The 18,944-nt window shown below is 54.7% G+C and carries 15 protein-coding genes and 3 pseudogenes; 13 read left to right on the top strand and 5 right to left on the bottom strand.

All coding sequences use genetic code 11. The features are described 5' to 3' along the window. The first annotated feature begins 20 nt into the window (after positions 1-20). Positions 21-779: a hypothetical protein gene (locus tag SAJA_RS12425; protein WP_123658990.1), complete on the top strand. Its 759-nt coding sequence runs from the start codon at positions 21-23 to the stop codon at positions 777-779. A gap of 662 nt (positions 780-1,441) precedes the next feature. On the opposite strand, the gene SAJA_RS12420 is transcribed toward SAJA_RS12425, so the two are convergent. Continuing rightward, the gene (locus SAJA_RS12420) at positions 1,442-1,615 is read right to left on the bottom strand and encodes a helix-turn-helix transcriptional regulator (protein ID WP_123658989.1); all 174 of its coding nucleotides are present in this window, start codon (positions 1,613-1,615) and stop codon (positions 1,442-1,444) included. A 1,028-nt stretch (positions 1,616-2,643) separates the two neighbouring features. Between SAJA_RS12420 and SAJA_RS15610 the strand changes: the two genes are divergently transcribed. After that, positions 2,644-2,991 carry an IS3 family transposase gene (locus tag SAJA_RS15610; RefSeq protein ID WP_123658988.1) on the top strand — a complete coding sequence of 116 codons (348 nt, stop codon included), beginning with the start codon at positions 2,644-2,646 and terminating at the stop codon, positions 2,989-2,991. Between the two features lie 509 nt (positions 2,992-3,500). After that, on the top strand, positions 3,501-3,905 hold the full coding sequence (gene mobI, locus SAJA_RS15605) for a conjugative transfer protein MobI(A/C) (protein WP_221180230.1): 405 nt from the start codon (positions 3,501-3,503) through the stop codon (positions 3,903-3,905). Between the two features lie 208 nt (positions 3,906-4,113). Here mobI and SAJA_RS15600 read toward each other — a convergent pair. Both SAJA_RS15600 and SAJA_RS12400 read right to left on the bottom strand, forming a co-directional pair. Next, positions 4,114-4,870, bottom strand: a pseudogene (locus tag SAJA_RS15600) (transposase); the annotation flags it as partial. Positions 4,871-4,927: 57 nt separating this feature from the next. Beyond that, on the bottom strand, positions 4,928-6,133 hold the full coding sequence (locus tag SAJA_RS12400) for an ISL3 family transposase (protein ID WP_123658985.1): 1,206 nt from the start codon (positions 6,131-6,133) through the stop codon (positions 4,928-4,930). Positions 6,134-6,423: 290 nt separating this feature from the next. Between SAJA_RS12400 and SAJA_RS12395 the strand changes: the two genes are divergently transcribed. Next, positions 6,424-6,603, top strand: a complete 180-nt coding sequence (locus SAJA_RS12395) for a hypothetical protein (RefSeq protein ID WP_123658984.1) — start codon at positions 6,424-6,426, stop codon at positions 6,601-6,603. A 645-nt stretch (positions 6,604-7,248) separates the two neighbouring features. Next, a pseudogene (locus SAJA_RS12390) lies at positions 7,249-8,336 on the top strand (IS3 family transposase). A gap of 730 nt (positions 8,337-9,066) precedes the next feature. Here the strand turns inward: SAJA_RS12390 and SAJA_RS12385 are convergent. Next, positions 9,067-10,155 (bottom strand): annotated as a pseudogene (locus SAJA_RS12385) (IS3 family transposase). 234 nt (positions 10,156-10,389) lie between these two features. Between SAJA_RS12385 and SAJA_RS12380 the strand changes: the two are divergent. The 6 genes from SAJA_RS12380 to asd all read left to right on the top strand — a co-directional run bounded on the left by SAJA_RS12380 (position 10,390) and on the right by asd (position 16,321). Beyond that, complete coding sequence (locus SAJA_RS12380) at positions 10,390-11,016, top strand: LysE family translocator (RefSeq protein WP_123658983.1); 627 nt, start codon at positions 10,390-10,392, stop codon at positions 11,014-11,016. Between the two features lie 174 nt (positions 11,017-11,190). Then, the gene (locus SAJA_RS12375; RefSeq protein ID WP_123658982.1) at positions 11,191-11,871 is read left to right on the top strand and encodes a serine acetyltransferase; all 681 of its coding nucleotides are present in this window, start codon (positions 11,191-11,193) and stop codon (positions 11,869-11,871) included. 2 nt (positions 11,872-11,873) lie between these two features. Further along, complete coding sequence (locus tag SAJA_RS12370) at positions 11,874-13,391, top strand: amino acid adenylation domain-containing protein (RefSeq protein WP_123658981.1); 1,518 nt, start codon at positions 11,874-11,876, stop codon at positions 13,389-13,391. Continuing rightward, on the top strand, positions 13,388-14,272 hold the full coding sequence (locus SAJA_RS12365) for a pyridoxal-phosphate dependent enzyme (RefSeq protein ID WP_123658980.1): 885 nt from the start codon (positions 13,388-13,390) through the stop codon (positions 14,270-14,272). Before SAJA_RS12370 ends, SAJA_RS12365 begins: the two co-directional genes overlap by 4 nt. A gap of 8 nt (positions 14,273-14,280) precedes the next feature. Next, on the top strand, positions 14,281-15,189 hold the full coding sequence (locus tag SAJA_RS12360) for an EamA family transporter (protein ID WP_123658979.1): 909 nt from the start codon (positions 14,281-14,283) through the stop codon (positions 15,187-15,189). 10 nt (positions 15,190-15,199) lie between these two features. After that, positions 15,200-16,321 (top strand): aspartate-semialdehyde dehydrogenase, encoded by a 1,122-nt coding sequence (gene asd / locus SAJA_RS12355; protein ID WP_123658978.1) that lies wholly within the window; start codon positions 15,200-15,202, stop codon positions 16,319-16,321. Between the two features lie 54 nt (positions 16,322-16,375). Here the strand turns inward: asd and SAJA_RS12350 are convergent, their stop codons facing one another. Next, entirely contained in the window at positions 16,376-17,230 is an 855-nt protein-coding gene (locus SAJA_RS12350; protein ID WP_184999870.1) for a LysR family transcriptional regulator, read from the bottom strand. Positions 17,231-17,723: 493 nt separating this feature from the next. On the opposite strand from SAJA_RS12350, the gene SAJA_RS12345 reads away from it, so the two are divergent. Both SAJA_RS12345 and SAJA_RS12340 read left to right on the top strand, forming a co-directional pair. Then, a complete protein-coding gene (locus tag SAJA_RS12345) occupies positions 17,724-17,993 on the top strand; it encodes an acyl carrier protein (protein WP_123658976.1) in 270 nt (89 codons plus the stop codon). After that, the gene (locus tag SAJA_RS12340; RefSeq protein WP_123658975.1) at positions 17,986-18,942 is read left to right on the top strand and encodes a chlorinating enzyme; all 957 of its coding nucleotides are present in this window, start codon (positions 17,986-17,988) and stop codon (positions 18,940-18,942) included. Before SAJA_RS12345 ends, SAJA_RS12340 begins: the two co-directional genes overlap by 8 nt. Positions 18,943-18,944 lie beyond the last annotated feature (2 nt).

Here is an 18,944-nt window from a genome sequence, read left to right as displayed (position 1 = left end):
AATTTCAGTAGGTTATTGCGATGCTTAGTGCCGTTGATCTTAAAGCCAAGCTTGGGCTTGCGCTTATCCTAATTTTGTTATGTAGCCTGCCGGCGTATTTTCTTAAGGCGTCCGTTGCGGGCGAGTTGGGACCTAGCTTTTGGCAAATCATCGCAAGTTTGTCCCAAGGCGTGGGGTGGGCTGCAATTCTTGCAGTGCCGCTAGGTCACCCGGCTTTTATAAATTGGCTCTGGGTGCGCGTGCCACTATTGAATAACGTGCTCGCACCTAACTTGAATGGAAGCTATAAGCTTTTAGTGGCCACAAATTTCCAATTGCTCTTGGCGAGAAAAAAGCATTCGGAAAACGTATGGAAATCTGCCGGCGACCACGTTCCAGATGTGAACGAGGGCGAGCTAAAACATGTCGGTAATATAGAGATAGAAGCCGGATTGTTCTCAATTCGAATGCACATGAAACCTCTATCTAGCAAACCCTCAACTTCGTCGTCCCATGTAATCGCTTCGGTGCTTGAAAAATCGGCCAGAGAGAGCGGGTTCCGATTGCACTATGTTTTTGAAAGCGAGGTGACAACGCCTCGAGAGACCGACACGCAGAAGTTCTATGGCGCGGCGACTATAAAGGTTCCATCGGCGGTGGTTCAGAGCTGCGAAGGTGATTACTGGACCAACCGCTCATGGTCTCAAGGGTTGAATACGGCCGGACGAGTGCGAATTGAAAGATGGACCGCCGCTGTTACCCGGGATGGCAACGCGACGACGGGTGCTGCAAATACTTGAAGTAACGAAAGCTCACCAATACGTTACAACCATTCACCGCTACCGAGTAGCGCACCACGCCTGCGTCTTTGGTAATGGGCAAGCTAGACGAGCGATACGTCCGCTCTAGATCGATAGCTGCAGTCGTAGAATTCGTTGGATGACACCCTTTAGCAGCAGCACACTAGGCGCATGAGATATTGGTGGCTGCGACGTTCGATCGACCCGCATTTGCTGATGATTCGTTGGCGACGGATGGGCCCAGTTGCGTAAAAATTCGGTTCATCGTTGAGTGGGGCCTTCTCTCGCTCTTGCTTGGTCATCTGTTCGTCGCGCGGCTTACCGTTACCGCTAAAGGCAACGGCACCTGACTTCTTCGGTTTTTGAGGCCACCATTCGAGAATCGCAGCTGAAAGAATCAAATCGCGAGTTCGCCTGCGCAGTCTATTTTGGGCTGGAAGGTGAACTCGACTGACTCGCCTTTAAATTGCAGTCTGAATTTTCTTTACTTAGATTTAAATGGCTTTAGGCGCTCAGTGCACTTGTTCTAGTGTGTTCTTGGTAGCGATTGCTAATCTCCCGATGCCGATTGACTCAGCTGGGCGTATGGCCACCGAAGCAGCAATATGACTCCGCGGACGCTTGAGCGCTAGGCTGCTGAAGATGATGGGTAATCGGCTGTTCTAGACCCTCTCTCGTGACTTAATCCAAGCGTCGATTTCGCTCTCGAGCCATCCACGCGCCCGTTGATCGAGCCTTAGTGGGGCTGGAAATTCGCCTCTCTTTACTTGTTCGTATATAGAACTGCGACTTAATCCCGTACGTGATACCACTTCTCGTATTCTGAGAATTTGCATACCAGCCTTCCTTAGCAAATGAGATATGAATCGTATCGAACGACAAGCGCGGCTTTGTCCAACTAAAAACCATGCGATAACCTTTCTTGGTATCGACGGGAGAGCTTTGGTTCGAAATCACACCTCAAGCACACGGGTCTGGGTCCAGCGTTTACCGCATGAAAGAGCCGCGCCAGCGCCTATTTGCGCTAAAAAGACAGCTGGCGCGCCACAACCTGGATTTCCGATTGCTTGTAGCTGCGAATGAGTTCATCGGCATAGGTGAGGCCGCGCACTAAGGTTAGCTCGGGTCTGCGCGGCGAGAGCAGGCGCTAAGAAACTCGACAAGAGTGAACGGTTTGGCTGTAACGCTAATGATCCATTTCATATGTAATCTGATATGAGGCACCCAGTTGACGAACGCCTCAAACGATATACTTGGTTACTCCAAACCGTTCGCTGGAAATTAAAAGAAGTGAAGTTTAGGAGATCGGTTCTGCCCCCGCTAATGCGGACCTTCAAAAAAACTCTGGACTCATCCGAGTCCATTAGACACTTCTGGCCCACGAATCGACTTATTCGGGTCTATTAGACACTTCAGGCCTATGATTTGAGTATAGGAGGAAGTGTAATGAACAGTCAGCGATACACCCCGGAATTCAAAGCCGAAGGCGTCGAACCGGTGCGATCGTCATCAAGTAGTGCGAGCACGGTTGCTTGCGATCTCGGACGGAGCCCGACAGTGCTTAGTCGTTGCTGCGGAGAGGCCCAGCGTTCGTCGATGCCGAGATTGAAGGGTGGCGGCACGTTGTGTCACCAAGAGCTGGCTCCTTGGAGCGCAAGCTGGCAAACGTCAAGAGGGAGCGCGATTTCTTGCGCGACGCGGCAACGTGCTTCTGCGAGGAAACGTACGAATATACGCCACATTTCCAAAATCGTCGTGATGATCGTTCCGTCAAGCAAATGTGCCTTGTCCGAGCGTCTCGACCAGAGGCTTTAATGCTTGAGCGCGCCGCTCATCCGGTGTTCGGGCGTGTGCTACTGGCCGGTTGATTGAAAAGGTTCATACGCTGCATCGCGGTAGTAACGGTGTATTCGGCGTTCGGAGGATCACCGAAATCCTGCAGCTCGAAGGCGAGACAATCAGCCGCAATCGGGTGCCCCGGGTCATGGGCGCCAGCCGCCTTCAAGGTATCCCACGGCGTCGGCGCTGGCAGGGCAAGTCTACGGGCGTTCGTCCGGATCATGTCCGCAACCATCTTGAGCGCTACTTCGAAGTTCTTGAGGTAAACACCAAATGGCTGACAGATGTGACCTATATCAGGACGACTGAAAGGTGGTTTTATCTACGCGTTTTGTCGATCTCTATAAAAACATCGTGGGCGGTTGGTCGGTAAGCGCTTATCAGACTCAGGATCTCGTATTTGAGGCCACACACTGATGGCGCTCGGGCAACGCGAAACGCATGACGCGCCTGTCGTATTGCTTTCGGATCGCGGCAAACAGTATACGAGCGACGACCATCGGTGCTGTCCGTGCGGCTATAGTTTGATCTCCAACATAGCGCCGTATGCCACTGTTGAGACTACGCGGTAGCCCGAGGTTTCTTCGGCATGCTCGAAAGCGAACAAGTGAGCCGAGGCCACCAACAGACGTTGGCCGAAGCCTGAACCGATGCTTTTGACTAAATCGAAGGCTTCCATTGTCCGCGTATTCGGCACTGCATGAATGCCGAAGATAGAAAATTCCCGTCAGCCTTTTTGGCAACGTCCAAACTAACGGCGGATAACTCTTCAAAACGGGTAAATCCGCGGTGCATAAAAAAGTTCTGAAACGGTCGTTAGTTCAACGAGGCATTGCTAGTCGCTGAGTAGGATTGTCTCGCCAATCAAACGACCTCAATGCTATGAAATACTTTGTCGGAATACACGCCGATCTACGACAGGAAATCGATCAGTTATACGATGAGGCGCGAAATATAGTGGAATATTACTGGCAACATGGGGGCGGCCGCGTAAATTATAAAGTTGCCCATTTCCCTCATTGTAGGAAAAGGGGGGTCGCCTTTGAAGTTTCCTGGAAGCGGCGCAATTTTTTTCAGCGGTCCGATGGTAGTTGGTATATATTAGATAAACATTTGGCGCTTGGGAAGAGCGGTAAGCTTTCTCGTAAACAACTTTCTCAATTTAATTCGAGAGATAAGGCGCTAGCTATTAAAACTGATAGAGAACTTTTTATAATACGACAAAAACTCGAGAAGATTAGGCGAGTTTCGAAAATAATAAAAGCTTATGAGCGCCAGTTCAAGTAATCAATTACTGGCTTAGCCAGTTCGTTCGCCCAGTACGGTTGTAGCGTTTGACCTACGCATTCTGCCACGGCTCGCCGGGCTGGATGTATTCCTTTGTGATGCCGTTTTTTTGGTCCGCATTGACAGCGGGCCACCACTGTGTTCCGGACCGTGTTCGCAGCGGATCGCCTGCGGTTTTTCCGCGTCATTCCATAATCCGTCCCTAGCTGCGGATCACCTGGGCCGAGGGCAGTGACGGGACGACTTCGATTTCCAGACCTTCGCGACTGTAATCGTTAATGACGTTTAATAACCGGAAGCCTCGGCCAAAACTGAGTTGATTGCGCATGAAGTCCGTAGAAACGCCGTGGTTAATCGCTTTGAGCTCCGCCAGTTTATCCGGCACTTGGCGCGGCAAGCGCTTGTGTGGCTTGATCCGCAGATTCATTCAAGCTCACGATAGATCCGATTAATGCGCTTGTGGTTCCAGCGAAAGCCTTTGACGTTACGCAGGTACAAAACCCACAAGTTAAAGCCCCAACGACCGTGGGTATCGCTCAGACGCATTAACCAATCCGCGATCTCGGCATTTTCATCCGATAAGGAGGGCTGATAGCGATAGCACGTCACACTGATCGAGAACGCGGCACAGACCGGACGGATACTCAACCCGTGCTCGGCCCCGCTGCGCTGGGTCATCTCGCGGCGGCGAGATGGCCTTACCACTTTTTTGTGAGTGCCTCCAGGACGGTCTCGGCTCAAAGGCGTTCTTCGGCGTACATCATTTCGAGCCGACGATTCTTGTCCGCAAGCTCTTTCATGCGAGCCACTAGCGAGGCGTCCATTCCGCCGTACTTATTGCGTCACTTGTTGAATGTGGCCGATCTTGTGCCGTGTTCAAGGCACAACTCCAACACCGGCGAGCCGGCCTCGGCTTGCTTCGGGATCGCCAGGATCTGACTGTCGGTATAGCGGCACCTTTTCACGGAAACCTACTCGGTTCAGGGCACGAGAAAATTCTATTTTGACCCGCCTTTTTTGATTCATCGCACATTACCGGGAAAGGCATCGCGGATTTTGAGGAAGAAATAGCGGCTGTCGCGGTATCCGTAGGCCAGGCGTTTGATGACCTTGATGCGATTATTCATGCCCTCCAGCACACTGGTGTTAAGCCGGAACTGCGCGCTGGCCACGATGCCGTGGACGTAGCGCTCGAGCAGACGGGCGAAGCGCAGCACGGGCCTGAGCCCGGTCTCGAGCGCCATGGCGTGCCACTCACGCCAGCGTTGGCGGGCCTGTTCGATGGATGGGGCACGCCAGAGCTCCTTGAGCTGGGTCTTGAGCAGATAGACCTGCATCAAGGGCGTATTGGCTGCCAGCAACTCATCCAGTTTGACGGCTTGTCGCGTGCTCAGACGCTCGCGATTGCGTAGCAGCAGCCAGCGCCCTCGCTTGACCGTCCTTCGGGCATGAGCATGCCCGCGTAGCGCATTGGCTTGATCGACCCGGACCCGGTCGATCACTTCCCGGCCGAACTTGGCAATCACATGAAAGCCGTCGTAGACCACGGCCGCATTTGGACAGTGGGCGGCGACTTCCAGATCGAACGCGGTGTTCATATCCATGGCCACCGCCTCGATCTGATGACAGGCAGAGCCCAGCCATTCGAAGGAGGGCCGGATCGCGGTGCGAGAACGCCCCTCACCGACCCAGAGCACCTGACGGGTGTCGGCGCAGGCCACGACCGTGGCATAGCGATGGCCCTTGTGCAGGGCAAATTCATCCATCATTAAACGGCGTAGCCCGTGCCGATCCGGGATCGGCAATTCGCGCGCAAGTCGCGCGACATCAATGGCTTTGACGGTATGCCAGTGTAGCTCGAGCATCCGGGCCACCTGACGAATGGGCCATTGCCGCACAAAGGCCTTGACGCGTGTGACCAACGCCTGTGTCATGGCGCGTCGCCCGGCCAACCAGGGCACATGTTCTGTGCAAATACCACAGTAGCCGCAGCGCAGGCGGCACACGGGCACGTCCAGCCACAGCCGGCGATCGATCAAATCGCACTCTCGCACCCATCGGCGTAACTGATCGTGAACCGTAGACGCTGGCCGATGGCAACGCCCGCATCGCGATGGCTTATCGGCACGCGCCTCAAGCCGCAGATGAAGGCTGCCATCTGCCGCGTCGTGCCAAGCGGCCGGCTCGAAGCCTTCCCAGAACAGACAAAGCGGATTAGCCTCGGACATGGCGGCGGCCTATGAGAGCTGGATGGTGTGGTAACCCCAACTCTATCGATGAAGCATCGCCGCCTTTCTCTCGCTACTATCCCGCTGGTCTGCGAAGAACCGCTTTATTCTGGGGGCATCACCACATCGCCAGCAAAACCGGCATCGGTACCTATACCTACGGCGACGAGCGGTGCGCGGTTACGCAGATCACCGGTATACGTAACGCCACGCACGGCTACGACGCCAACGGTAATATGCCGACAGTTGACGAACGTTCGCTGAAATAGACCACCTTCAGTAAGCCGCGCGTGGTCGCCGGTTCCACGATGATGCCGGCCATCCTCCTGACCAACGATGGCTCGCTGACGGTCGAGAACGGCTTTGCCTTCTTCTTCGACGCCGCGCATATGAAGTTAAAGGAAGTGCGGCGCGTAAATAACAACGCGGGTGAATGGACACAAACGATCGCTCGTATTGGCAATCTATAGGAGAAGCGGAGCGGTAACAGCTCGACCAAAACTCAAGCTTCCGTCGGCGAGAGTGACCAAGCCTAACGTTGAGTTGCGTCTATGCGTTGCGGCGGTAATTTAAAACCGATCGCAAACACGGAACGTCACCATGACTGGGCAAAAACAGTCGAACGGCTACTGCCTTCCCGATGAGCATATTACTCGAGACAACGCGCCGAAAACCCTGCTTGAGCAGATCGTAGGCGTCATGTCTCTAGGGTCGGTTGGCTTTATACTGAACTTGCTAATAATCGCGGTTTTGTGCACTCCAGACGCCTGGCCAGGATCCCTCGTTTTTCTAGCTCTATCCGCGTTTTGCGTCACTGTTTGGTTCCTATTGGTGGACATATTTCAGATAGCCCTTGTACTCTGCATTCATCGTGCTGTGCAGAAGAACTGCAGCAGATTCTGGGCACAGAAAGGATATGTTCGAGAAGGGTTTCCCGCGCCTGAGGGTTTCGAAAGAGACGATCTCATCGAAATCTCCGACGAGAAGATTTTCGGCCGTTGATAGCGGACGGCACATCTACTGGCCTGGACTTGTCCGGGGCCCTTGCAACCATTCTCCGCAATTAAGTAGCAGCCCGATTTGGAGTCCAATCACCTTAAGTCTAGAGATTGGACATGCAGAGTCGCTACACCGAAGATCAGATCGTCGGTTTTCTGAAGAAAGCCGAGGCGGGATACCGGTTAAAAAGCTGTGTTGTCAGCACGGCTTTTCAAAGGCCAGCTACTTCACCAAAAAAAACAAGTTTGGCGGCATGGACTTGCCGGACGCCAAGCGTCTTAAGGCTTTGGAGTTCAAAAGAACGCGCTTGAAACGGCTGTTGGTCGGGTTGATGCTTGAGAACGGAGTCACGCGCGAGGTCTTGCGAAAAAAATGGTAACGGCAGCGCCCAGGCGAGAGCCGGTGCAGTTTATGAGCCAGCGCGGCTTGAGCAAACGGGCTCGTTGGCCGTTGCGGCGATGAGCGCTAGCGCATTCCGGTATCAAGCGGCGCCGGGTCAGAACGAGCGCTTGCGCGACGAGATCGTACACCTTGCGCAGCGCTATCGAGGCTACAGCGCGCGGATGATCTATCTTAAGCTTCGCCAAGCGGATTGGAGCGTCAACCGCAAACGCGTAGAACAGCTCTATACCGAACAAGGCCTACAAGTGCGTCGGCGACAACGCAAGAAGGTGGCGATAGCAGACCGCCAGCCGTTAATTCGCCCGGCGCGTGCGAACGAAGTCTGGTCGATGGATTTTGTGTTCGATCGTGTGGCTGATGGGCGTGCTACCAACTGGCTATGCAGCTTCGACGACGCTACGCACTAGTGGGTGGCACACGCGCCCAGCCGATCAATGAGCGGCGTGCATTTCGCTCGCATACTAGATGCGCTGGCGATCAGTCGTAGCTTGCCGAAGATCATTTGACCAGACAATGGTTCTGGATTTATTCGCAAGACGATATCGAGCTGGGCACATAGCAACGGCGTCCAGGTAAAGCAGATCGATCCCGGCAAACTCAACCAGAACGTGTAGATCGAGTCCTTTAACGGACGCTTTCGGGATGAATGCCTGAACGAGCAATGGTTTGTCAGTCTCGCGCCCGCCACGAGGCTTATCGGATGCTGGCACCCGAGCACAACCAGGAGCGGCCGAAGAAAGAACTCAGCTGGATGATGCCCGCTGACTATCCAGCGCAGATCGCCGCGGAAGCGGAAATTTGAACCGGTGGGTTCTGGGTCGAAGCGCTTCTCAAACCCGGGCCTGGTCGGGAACGGCTTAGGCCTTCAGTCGGAATTCGGTTCGATAGCCTCATTTGGATTGCGCAGTGCGTTTCTCCGCAGCCGTGTGCAAAAATCGAATGAAGTTGACAAAAAAGATTCTGCGGAGAGAATCAATATTTGCCCCGCTGCCTTACAGCTGACAAACCATGGCGTATCGGGCAGAAAGCAGTTTCTTGAGGTTGTTTATGAGCATTGGAATGTTGTGCGCAATTCTTGCTGGTTTTGGCACGCTTGTCGCAGGCATGGGCTACTGGGCCAAAAAGCAAAGCAAAAAAAATAGATGATCGGTTACTCGCTGATCTTTTTTTAAGTAAGAGATAGAAGGCGGTTGGCGCAATTGAGAACATTTTGAAAAGCAATCAAATTTAAAAAAGCTCAACGGCTTTCACGTATTCGACTTAAGACTTGCTGCCCATGCGAGTTTGTGAATAGCTTAGGCTTGGGTTAAGAGTAGAGCAGAGTCGTTGTGTCAGTTCGCTTACAAAAACTCGACTGTTGTTCATTTCGCTTCTTCAAGGGAAAGCTAACGACAATGCGTCACATGCCCACAGGCAGCGACAAGGCTTTGGCTGCAATACAGGGGTGTTTAGCTCTGCGACTGCGCAGGAAGCGATGTCTGCCACCGACCATCCCCCGGTTTCAGTAGCGTTTTGATGCAGAGTCCTGAGGTTCACATTGCCGCTTCTGGAGCGATTTGCGCAGTATAGTCAGCGGGCGTCAGCCCGCTGAGTGCCTTCTTCGGGCGTTGTTCGTTGTATTCGCAATGCCAGCCTCGGATGACCTCAGTGGCGTGGGCGAGGCTTACGAACCAGTGCTCGTTCAGCCATTCATCTCGCAAGCGGCCGCTGAAAGATTCAATATAGGCGTTCTGGTACGGTTTGCCGGGCTCGATTTGCTTCAGCTGTTCATCGTTGTCATGTGCCCAGTTCAGCATGGCTTTGCCGATGAACTCGGGCCCTTTATAGGGTCGCGTGATTTTCTGCAGACCGAGGGTGAGCGCCAGTTCATCAAGTACACGAGCGACTTGCGTGCTGTTCATCGATCGACCAAGCACGAGCGCCACGCATTCGTTCTGGCGTGGTCGACGATGCCCAAATACTTGAGGGCACGCCCATCAGCGACCCGATCGACCGCAAAATCGATCGACCAGACTCCGTTCGCTCGCGCGGGACGTATCAATGGCTGCTGGTCGGCTATCGGCACCTTCTTGCGTAGCCGCCAAAGTGCTTGCAGACCTTGCTTAGCACAGAGTCGTTCGACACGCTTGTGGTTCTTCGCCCAGCCGGCCTGGCGAAGCTTGAGATAGATCATCGGCCCGCCGTAGCGCCTTCAACGCTGGGCCAGACGCAGGGTCTCGGCGCGTAAGCACCCGTTTCGATCCGGCGCCGGTTGATACCGGAACGCGCTCGCGCTCATCGCGGCCACGGCCACTGAACGTCCTTCGCTGAGTCCTCGCGGGCTCATGAACCGCACCAACTCGCGCTTGGCTGTTGCGGTTACCATTATTTCGCAAGACCTCGAACGTGACCTCGTTTTCGAGCAGCGACTCGGCTAGCGAACGCTTTAAGCGGCTGTTCTTCGTCTCGAGCGCCTTCAGAGGCTTGGCGTCCGAGACGTCCATTTCGCCGAATTTGTTCCGCCACGCGTAGTAATTGCCTTCCGAGAAACCGTGCCGACGGCACAGCTCTTTAACTGGCGTACCGGCCTCAGCCTCTTTGAGAAAACCGATGATCTGCTCTTCGGTGTAGCGCTTCCTTATGTCCAATCTCCAGACTTCGGGCGATTGGACTCTAGATCGGCCTGCTACTCAATAGTGGGTGATGAGCTCCGCGGTGTCGTGAACTTAGACGCACTAACTTAATGCCTATGGCTATGTGTCTGATACGTAACTAAATTAGCCGTGAAAGGGGCAAACGACACGCTCGATTTGGAATAGCAAATATGGCCGCTCATCTGATATTAGATAGGAGGGCGCCTCACACCCGAGTCGAGTATGTTCCATACGACAGACATCACGCTGCTGCTAACAATCTTTTCGATTTCGATTGGTATGGCGATCAGCCCCGGGCAGGATTTCGCGCTTATCAGCCGAAACGCGCTGGTTCATTCTCGACGAGCTGGCGTGTCTGCCAGCTTCGGGATTGCGGCCGCAGTGTGGATACATGTCGCTTACTGCATGACCGGTGTGGCATTGCTGATCGTGAATTTTCCATCGGTCTACGAAGTCATACGTTGGATTGGCGCGGCTTACCTGATCTACCTGGGGATCATGAGTATTATCGGCGCCAGTAGCGGACCAGCCGCAGAACCGGGCGGGTCGCTCAGTCTTTCGGATAGAAAGGCATTTGTCTCAGGTTTTTGGTGCAACTTGCTCAACCCGAAGATGACACTGATTCTGCTCAGCATATTCACGCAGGTCATAAAGCCAACCACCTCGGTCACTGTTCGCCTACTGTGTGGCCTGATCATCTCTCTCGTGCATCTCGCATGGTTCAGCGCGTTAGCGTACTGGTTGTCAACACCGCGGCTGCTCGCACGAATTCAATCCTGGAAACCAATCGTTGAACGTCTACTCGGTGTCCTTCTTATTCTCGTCGGCGCGAAGCTTGTGTTGATCTGAGTAACAGCCAGGGCAACATCCCGAACACTATGCTCGCGAAGGCATTTCTGTGCTCGCGGTGGGGACACATTTCTCGCTTTCATTAACCGAGCTAATAAGGACTTGCAAAAAAGTAACTGGTAGTCGGCAGATCAATTTGGGATACAGGGTCCAAGGCTTTCCCGAGCATCCAACATGACTGTCAGCTCTCTGCTTGAGTCAGCGGTACAAGATGCCGTTCTCGAATCACTGCCCCGTGACATCGGTCATATCCTCGCAGAACAGATCAGATCGTCCTCTGTTCTGGACGAAGTCGCCGCCGATGCCCAAGCGTATGCCGATCGTGACCCCGCATGTGGGCACGACGCACGCAATATCGTCGTCGCGATCACATCCTTCCAAGCCGTGCTTCATTACCGTGTCGCACACTGGGTCTTGGGCTTGCCGGAAACACATCCCGAAATAGCCAGCGCGCGAGACGCCTTGCTTTTCGCGTTGATGATCACGTCACGTGGCAAGTTGCTTTCGCACTCCGATATTCATCCGAAAGCTGTTATCGGCTCGTCATTCGTGATCGACCATGGCATCGGCAACGTGATCGGCGAAACCTGCCAGATCGGGGACAACGTCTATTGCAACGGTGGCGTGATCTTCGGTTCGAGTCGCATCTTCGGGAACCAGACGAATAAACGTCACCCTACGATCGGCGATAACGTTCAATTCGGTGGCATGGTCGGCGTCTACGGCAACATCACGATCGGCTCGGATTCGTTCATTGGCGCCCGATGCACAGTGACCAGAGACGTTTCTCCGAGCTCGAAAGTTGTGCTGATCAGTGAGCAGCAGGTGACCCGGCCGTACGAGCTGGAGGCCTAGCCATGTTCGCCCTCGACGGTTTCGCACAGCAAGTACGGGAACGTCCTGATGCCACCGCACTCATTGATCGCGGGGCACCGGTCACATACGGAGAGCTCGACGCGCTAGTCGCACTCGTCATGAGACATCTCCCGACATTCGATGTGTCGCAAGGGTCGCTCGTATGCACGTGCTTCGAGCCATCTCGCTTCGAGATCGCCATCATGATCGCGTTGATGAAAATCGGCGCGGCCTATGTGCCCATCGCCCCGGGCTCGCCTTTGACGCGCGTACAACAGGTCTACGAGCAAAGCGGATCGACGCTCGTTCTGACCGATGACTCGCGATTGATCGAGAGCTGCCCGCGTGCTGCATCGTTGATGCAGCTCATTGAGGCAGATGTCGTACGCACATCGCAAAGCCTTAGGGCATGGCAGGCAAACGACATCGCCTACGTGATCTTTACCTCAGGTAGCACGGGCCGACCAAAGGGCGTGCCGATCACGCATCAGAATCTCGCTGCCTTGCTCAAAGCAGTGTTTTCGCAACTGACCTTGGGCAACGATGATCGCGTGCCGCTGCTCCACTCAACGAGTTTCGATTTCTCCGTTTGGGAGATCTGGAGCGTGTTGGCGGTCGGTGGAGCTCTGATCATTCCGAACCGACACGAGCTTCACGGACAAGCGTTCACACGAATGCTCGTCGATCAAGGCGTCACTGTGCTCAATCAAACGCCGGCCGAATTCGCGATGAACCAGGCCTCGATGACGGCCGAGATCGACAAGCTGAGTGCGCTTCGAACGATCATATTCGGCGGCGATAAGCTCCACAGCCGAATTCTTGTCGACTGGGTCTCGCGATGCCCGCTCGAGCGATGCCGAATCGTGAACATGTACGGGATCACCGAGACAACGGTTCACGCCTCTTACCACGAAGTCATTGCGGACGACCTCGATCGCAGCTCGATCCCGATCGGTCAGTTCTTGCCTGGCTTTGAATTCAGAATTCGTTCGGGCCATGGCCAGGCCGACAAAACCCTGCTGCGTGGACCGCTGGAGCTGGCTGGATGTCAAGTCACATCGGGTTATCTAAACGATAAGCAAAAGACCGAGGCGGCGTTCTACCACTCGGGCCACAAGCGCTATTACCGAACAGGCGACATCGTCGAGTTGACAGAGGACGGGGCCTTGATCGTGGTAGGCCGATCGGACAACCAGATCAGTCTGAACGGATTTCGCATCGAGCCCGAAGAAATCGAGTCGGTGCTCACACAAGCGACGTCGAGCTCGGAGCTTCTGGTGTACAAAGCCACGATACGCAACACCGACATTCTTGTTTGTCTGGTGTCGACCGATGAGCAACTCGATTCCAAATCGGTGATTGCCACACTTTCCGATCACGCGAATAAGCATTTGCCTGCGTTCATGCGACCGATGAAGTATCTGTCGGTCTCGGCGCTCGATAAAAACGAGAACGCGAAAATCGATCGGAAAAAGAATCAAGCCTTCATCGAAGAGCTTCAGGCCGGAGGAATGTCATGAGTGTCGTGACCCCACTTCGAGAGATCACGCCGGGGCTGCTGATGAAATTCGAGTGCGAGCAGACAGGCGGAAGCCATAAAACGCGCGCCGCACGCTGGATGATCCGCAACGGTATAAAGCGTGGCGAGATTATTCCAGGCGAAACCACCATCTTGGAGAAGACGGGCGGCAATCTCGGTTTCGGTTTAGGGCTGGCGGCCGCCGAGTTAGGGTGCGAGGTGAATGTCGTGATCGGCCTGTCATTCAGTCCGTTGAAGCGAGAGGCGATCAAATACTTCGGCGCACAGTCGGTCGGGGAGGATTTGCTACATGACGGATTGCAGCCTAAAGCGGTCATCCAGCACCTGCTCGACAACCAGCAGGCAGACGGGAAGCGTTATTACTACGTTGATCAACTGAACAATCGCGATGGTCTTGAAGCCCATGAGTACGAGCTCGGGCCCGAGATCGCTCGCCAGATCGACGATCTGCATGAATGCAAAAACGTGGTGTTCGTCACCTCGGCAGGTACGGGCGCTCACTTAACCGGAATCTCGCGTGCTCTGCGGAGAGCCGGCTACGGCGTGCGTGTGGTGCTGGTCGAGCCAGAAGGCTGTGACAGCCGTCAGAATATCTTTGCCGAGCATTCGCTCGAAGGCATTTCCGTCGGCGTAGTGCCCCCACTGATCGATTGGTCCCTCGTTGAAGAGCATACGACCGTCTCGGAGGCGCGAATGCTCCAAACGCGGCGTGCGTTCATGGCATCGCACGGTTATTTGATCGGAAACACCAGCGCGGCCTGTCTGGCAGCCGCCGAAACCGTTCGCAACGAAATAGGGCCGGATCAAAACTGGCTCGTTTTGACAATCGCATACGACAGCGGGCTCTGGTACGAGCTCTGAGTGCTGACATGACCTTCAAGAGTGCAGCGATTCTAATATTCGTGACCGTGTTGTGGGGCTTCAACTTCACGGTGATCGAGGTCGGACTCCAAGACATGCCGCCATTTCTTCTAGCGTCGTTTCGTTTCCTGCTGGCGTTTTTTCCAGCTGTACTGATCGTGCCGCCGCCGCAATGCAGCTTCCGATTGATCGCGGCGTTCGCGCTTTTTTCCGGCATCGGGCAATTTTCGCTGCTGTTCTTCGGGATTCAGCTCGGTGCGTCTTCGGGCTTGGCTTCGGTATTGCTCCAGAGTCAGGTCTTCTTCTCGATCATCATTTCGTTCTTCGTGTTTGGGGAACGAATCAACGGCCTGACCGGTGTCGGTCTGGTATTGGCGGTGATCGGTGCGAGCGTGATCCTCGTCGTGAACAGTGGCTCACCGACATTCGTCGGTATCGTCTTCCTGCTCGCCGCGGCCCTGTGCTGGTCGATCGCGAACATCGTGACGAAAAAGGCCGGCGCGGTGAACATGATCAGTTTTATCGTCTGGACCAGCGCCGTACCCATCATCCCGTTATTCATGGCAGCGCTGGTCACCAATGGGCAAGCAGTCGTGCGTCATTCGATCATGGAAATCGACGCGATCGAGATCCTTTGCCTCATCTATCTCGGTTATGTGACCACCCTGTTCGGGTACGGCCTGTTCAGTCAGATGATCAAGCAACACGGGGTGTCGAAGGTCGCGCCGTTCACGTTGGCGGTGCCCGTGTTTGGTCTGATTTTCTCTTACCTGATATTCGGGGATCGGCTGTCATCACCCGAGCTCATCGGTGTCGGCCTGATCATGTTGGGCTTGGTCAGCATAGTTCTGTTGCCGAAGCTTCAAGTGAGCAAGCCGGCAGTCAAATCCTCGAGAACAGCCCCGCGAAACGTCTAGGAGCCTCGATATGAAGATCGGTTTTATCGGATGGCGGGGCATGGTGGGCTCCGTACTGTTGCAACGGCTCCACGAGGAAGGCGATCTCGAACGTCTCGCGATCAGCCTGTTCTCGACATCCGCACCGGGTACGACCGTATCTATCCATGGCAGCGCCTATGATCTGCTCGACGCATACGATCTTGCGATCCTGTCATCGTTCGATCTCTTGATCTCGACGCAGGGTAGCGATTACACGAAAGCGGTCTATCAAGACCTGCGAGACAGGGGATGGGCCGGTTTCTGGGTCGATGCATCGAGTGAACTGCGACTGGCCCCCGACGTTGGTCTGGTTCTCGACCCGGTGAATCTTGAACACCTCGAAGAGAAAATCGACGCGGGCATTCGTACCTTCTCTGGAACGAATTGCTCGGTGTCCTTGATGCTGATGGCTCTTGGCGGGCTGTATGAGGCGGATCTGGTCGAATGGATCTCGAGCATGACCTATCAAGCCGCCTCGGGTGCCGGCGCGGCTCAAATGCGTGAGCTCATGTTCCAGATGAAGGCAATCGTCGATGCACTGCCCGAGGACATGAACGAGACGGATCCGTCGGTCCTTGAGATCGACCGACGCGTGACGCAAACGCTGCGATCGGCGGATCTCCCCGTCACCAGCATCGGCCACCCGCTGGCTGGATCGGCGCTTCCATGGATCGATTCGGAAATGCCGGAGACCGGGCAGTCGAAAGAAGAATGGAAGGGGGGTGTCGAAACCAACAAGGTGCTGAACCGTCTCGAACGCCCCGTGCCTGTCGATGGTCTGTGTATTCGGATCGGATCGATGCGCTGTCACGCGCAGGCCTTCACAATCAAGCTCAAGCGCGATGTTGCCATTTCAAAAGTCGAACAACTACTCGCCGAGCACAATCCCTGGGTCAAGATCGTCCCCAATAACAAGGACGATACGCTTCGGCAGCTCACGCCTTCGGCAGTCGCCGGTACGCTGTCAATACCGGTCGGGCGAATCCGAAAGCTTTCGGCCGGCCCTGAATACCTTACCGCTTACACGGTCGGCGATCAGCTCCTATGGGGTGCCGCTGAACCTCTACGCCGAATGATCGGCATCATCCAAGCCAGGGCATTCTCGTCTTGACGATGTTCCTATAAGCCAGCGCATCAGAACCCAAAAGACCCGACACACACAGCTTCAGGCAAGGCTTTCCTGCAGGTGACGAGTCAGCGATTCGACCAGGGTGTCGGGACAGCTCTTGCCGTCGTAGAGAACGAGATTGAACGAAGGCAGAGGCGGCAGGGCCGCGTCGACAACTTCAATGTCAGGGTTCAGTCGTGCGGTCGATTCGAGCCAGGTGGTGACGGCAAAGCCCGTCTTCACCGCGGCTCTTGCCGCATCGAAGCTGCGGTCGGTGAAAAACGAACTCCATGGAATGTTGCGACTATCGAGCGCCGATTCGACCACCGTTCTGAATGCACACTCCTCGCTGATAAAAGCGACCTGAAGCGGCCGGGTACCCTCTGTGGGTGTCTTGCTTGAACCCATCCAATGCAGTTGCTCCCTGGAGAGGTATATCCCCTCGACCGGTTTATCTGCCTCAAGCACGATGGCGACATCCACTGAGTTCGACTTCAACTTCGATTTGAGTTCCGTTGTAGTCCCGCACTGTATCGAGACGTCTACCGAGGGATGGTTCTCGGTGAAATGAGACAGCGTAGACGACACGAATATGGCGGCGAGGTCGAACGTGACGCCGAGGCGTATATGAGTACGGCTTGTTTCGCCTTGCACATCTGCCCAAAACTCATCGTTGAGTCGGACGAATTCTTCAGCTTTTGTTAGCAAGGCCCGCCCGCTGGACGTCAATTCAAGCGAGCGACCGGAACGCTTGAACAACTTCACGTTCAAAGACGTCTCAAAAGCCTTGATCTGCTGACTTATAGCGCTCTGTGTCAGGTGTACCTCGGACGAGGCCGCAACCATGCTGTTGAGACGCGCAACGCTTATAAAGGTTCGTAACGTCTGCACATTGAGGTTCTTCTGACCCATTCCGCACGTCATCCCGCGTTGTCGTTGCTCCCAGTGCAACAGTGATTGGCCGAGCTGTTCGACACAAGCACCGTGCAGTCACCTGAGAGAAAGCAGCTCAGTCAGAAAACGATCCGAGTCGCTCGAATCCATACGTTCATTCGAATCAGCAGTGTCTCGAGACATGCGTCGAGTGCTATGTACGAATCTAGAAATAATTCTTATCACATTCAGCCCGTGAAAGGAACGTCGTCACTCAACAGGCACACGAAGACGTGACACAGCGCAAACCGATGAATCAACCGCCCCAACGATCCATCAGACCGCTCTCGACATACCGGCGTCGAGCATACTTCGCTTAAGCGGGGCACACGTGGGAATGTTTCAGAATTACGTATCGGCCCTTTAATTAATTTGAATAAACATCCGTTAATTAATATTTCGCGTTTTTAACAACATCGCTTGTCTGCCTATATTAATCGTGCCCTTTCAACACGGTTTTGGCTGTCTAACGATGAATGATAAGTCGGTTATTCAAGAGCCCGATGAGGCTAATGTCCAAAACGTCGAATTGGTTGTCCTTGAGATTCTCGAGTCAAAGCTCGGGAAGTCGGTCTCTCGGTGCGACAACTTTCTCGACGTGGGCGGGAACTCTCTACTCGCTGCCGAGCTTGACACCGAAGTCGAACAGCGTTTCGGGATGAATCTGAGCATGTTCGATCTCTTCACGAAGCCGTTGGGCGCCGCCGTGAAAGACTGCATTCAAGGAGAGCACGATGCTTGATCAAACCATAGATTCACTGAAGCTCACCGAAGAGCAACTTCGATCGTTCTGGGAACAAGGCTATATCGCCCCTGTGACGGTATATACACCGGACGAAATGACCAAGATGTGGAACTCGATCCGAGTGAAGCTTCTGGACCGTAAGCACGCTGCCTATGCGCTGGATAGCCATGGGGCGGCGACGAACATCGCGAACTACGATCGCCATCTGGACGTAGACGAGCTGGCCTCGCACATCTGTAACGACGTGGTCGTCGCCAAGCTCCAGCAGATTCTCGGTCCCGATGTCCTGTGCTGGCGCACCGAGTTCTTTCCCAAATACCCGGGCGACGAGGGCACCGATTGGCATCAGGCAGATACGTTTGCCAATGCCTCGGGCAAGCCGCAAATCCTATGGCCCGATGAAGACGAAGACAATTTCGGCAAGGGCACAATCACTGTCTGGACCGCGTTTACCCGTGCGGACAAGCGCAACGGTTGCCTGCAGATCATTCCCAGTACCCATCTCAAGATGAACTACGACGAGCAGAAGGAGATGGCGTACCGCGGGGACTCGGTCAACAACCAGGAAAAGGATGGCGTCCAGCGGGGCTTTTTCGGTTACGACTATCGTGAGCTGCAGATCGACCCCGAGTTCACGCCCGATGAAGCCAATGCGGTCCCGCTGGAACTCGAGCCTGGCCAGTGTGCGATCTTCTGGTCGACACTCATGCATGCGTCGTATCCGAATACCGAAACGGACGCGGCGAACTATCGAATGGGGTTCGCTGCTCGCTACGTGCCAAGCGACGTGAAAATCTATCCCGATACCGACGAAGTCGTCGAGTATGGCGGGCGGATCCCGCTCGACAACTACGGTGCCGTTGTCGTTTCAGGCGAGAGTCGTGAGAAGACGAACACCGTATTCACACACAGCCTGACCGGCTTCAAGTTCGACGCGCTCGCCTAGTC

Origin of the sequence: Salinisphaera japonica YTM-1, from assembly GCF_003788585.1 — a bacterium.
Classification (GTDB): Bacteria; Pseudomonadota; Gammaproteobacteria; order Nevskiales; family Salinisphaeraceae; genus Salinisphaera; species Salinisphaera japonica.
The sequence above is the reverse complement of the archived record's forward strand: the minus strand, read 5'-3'. Positions and strand labels throughout refer to the sequence as shown.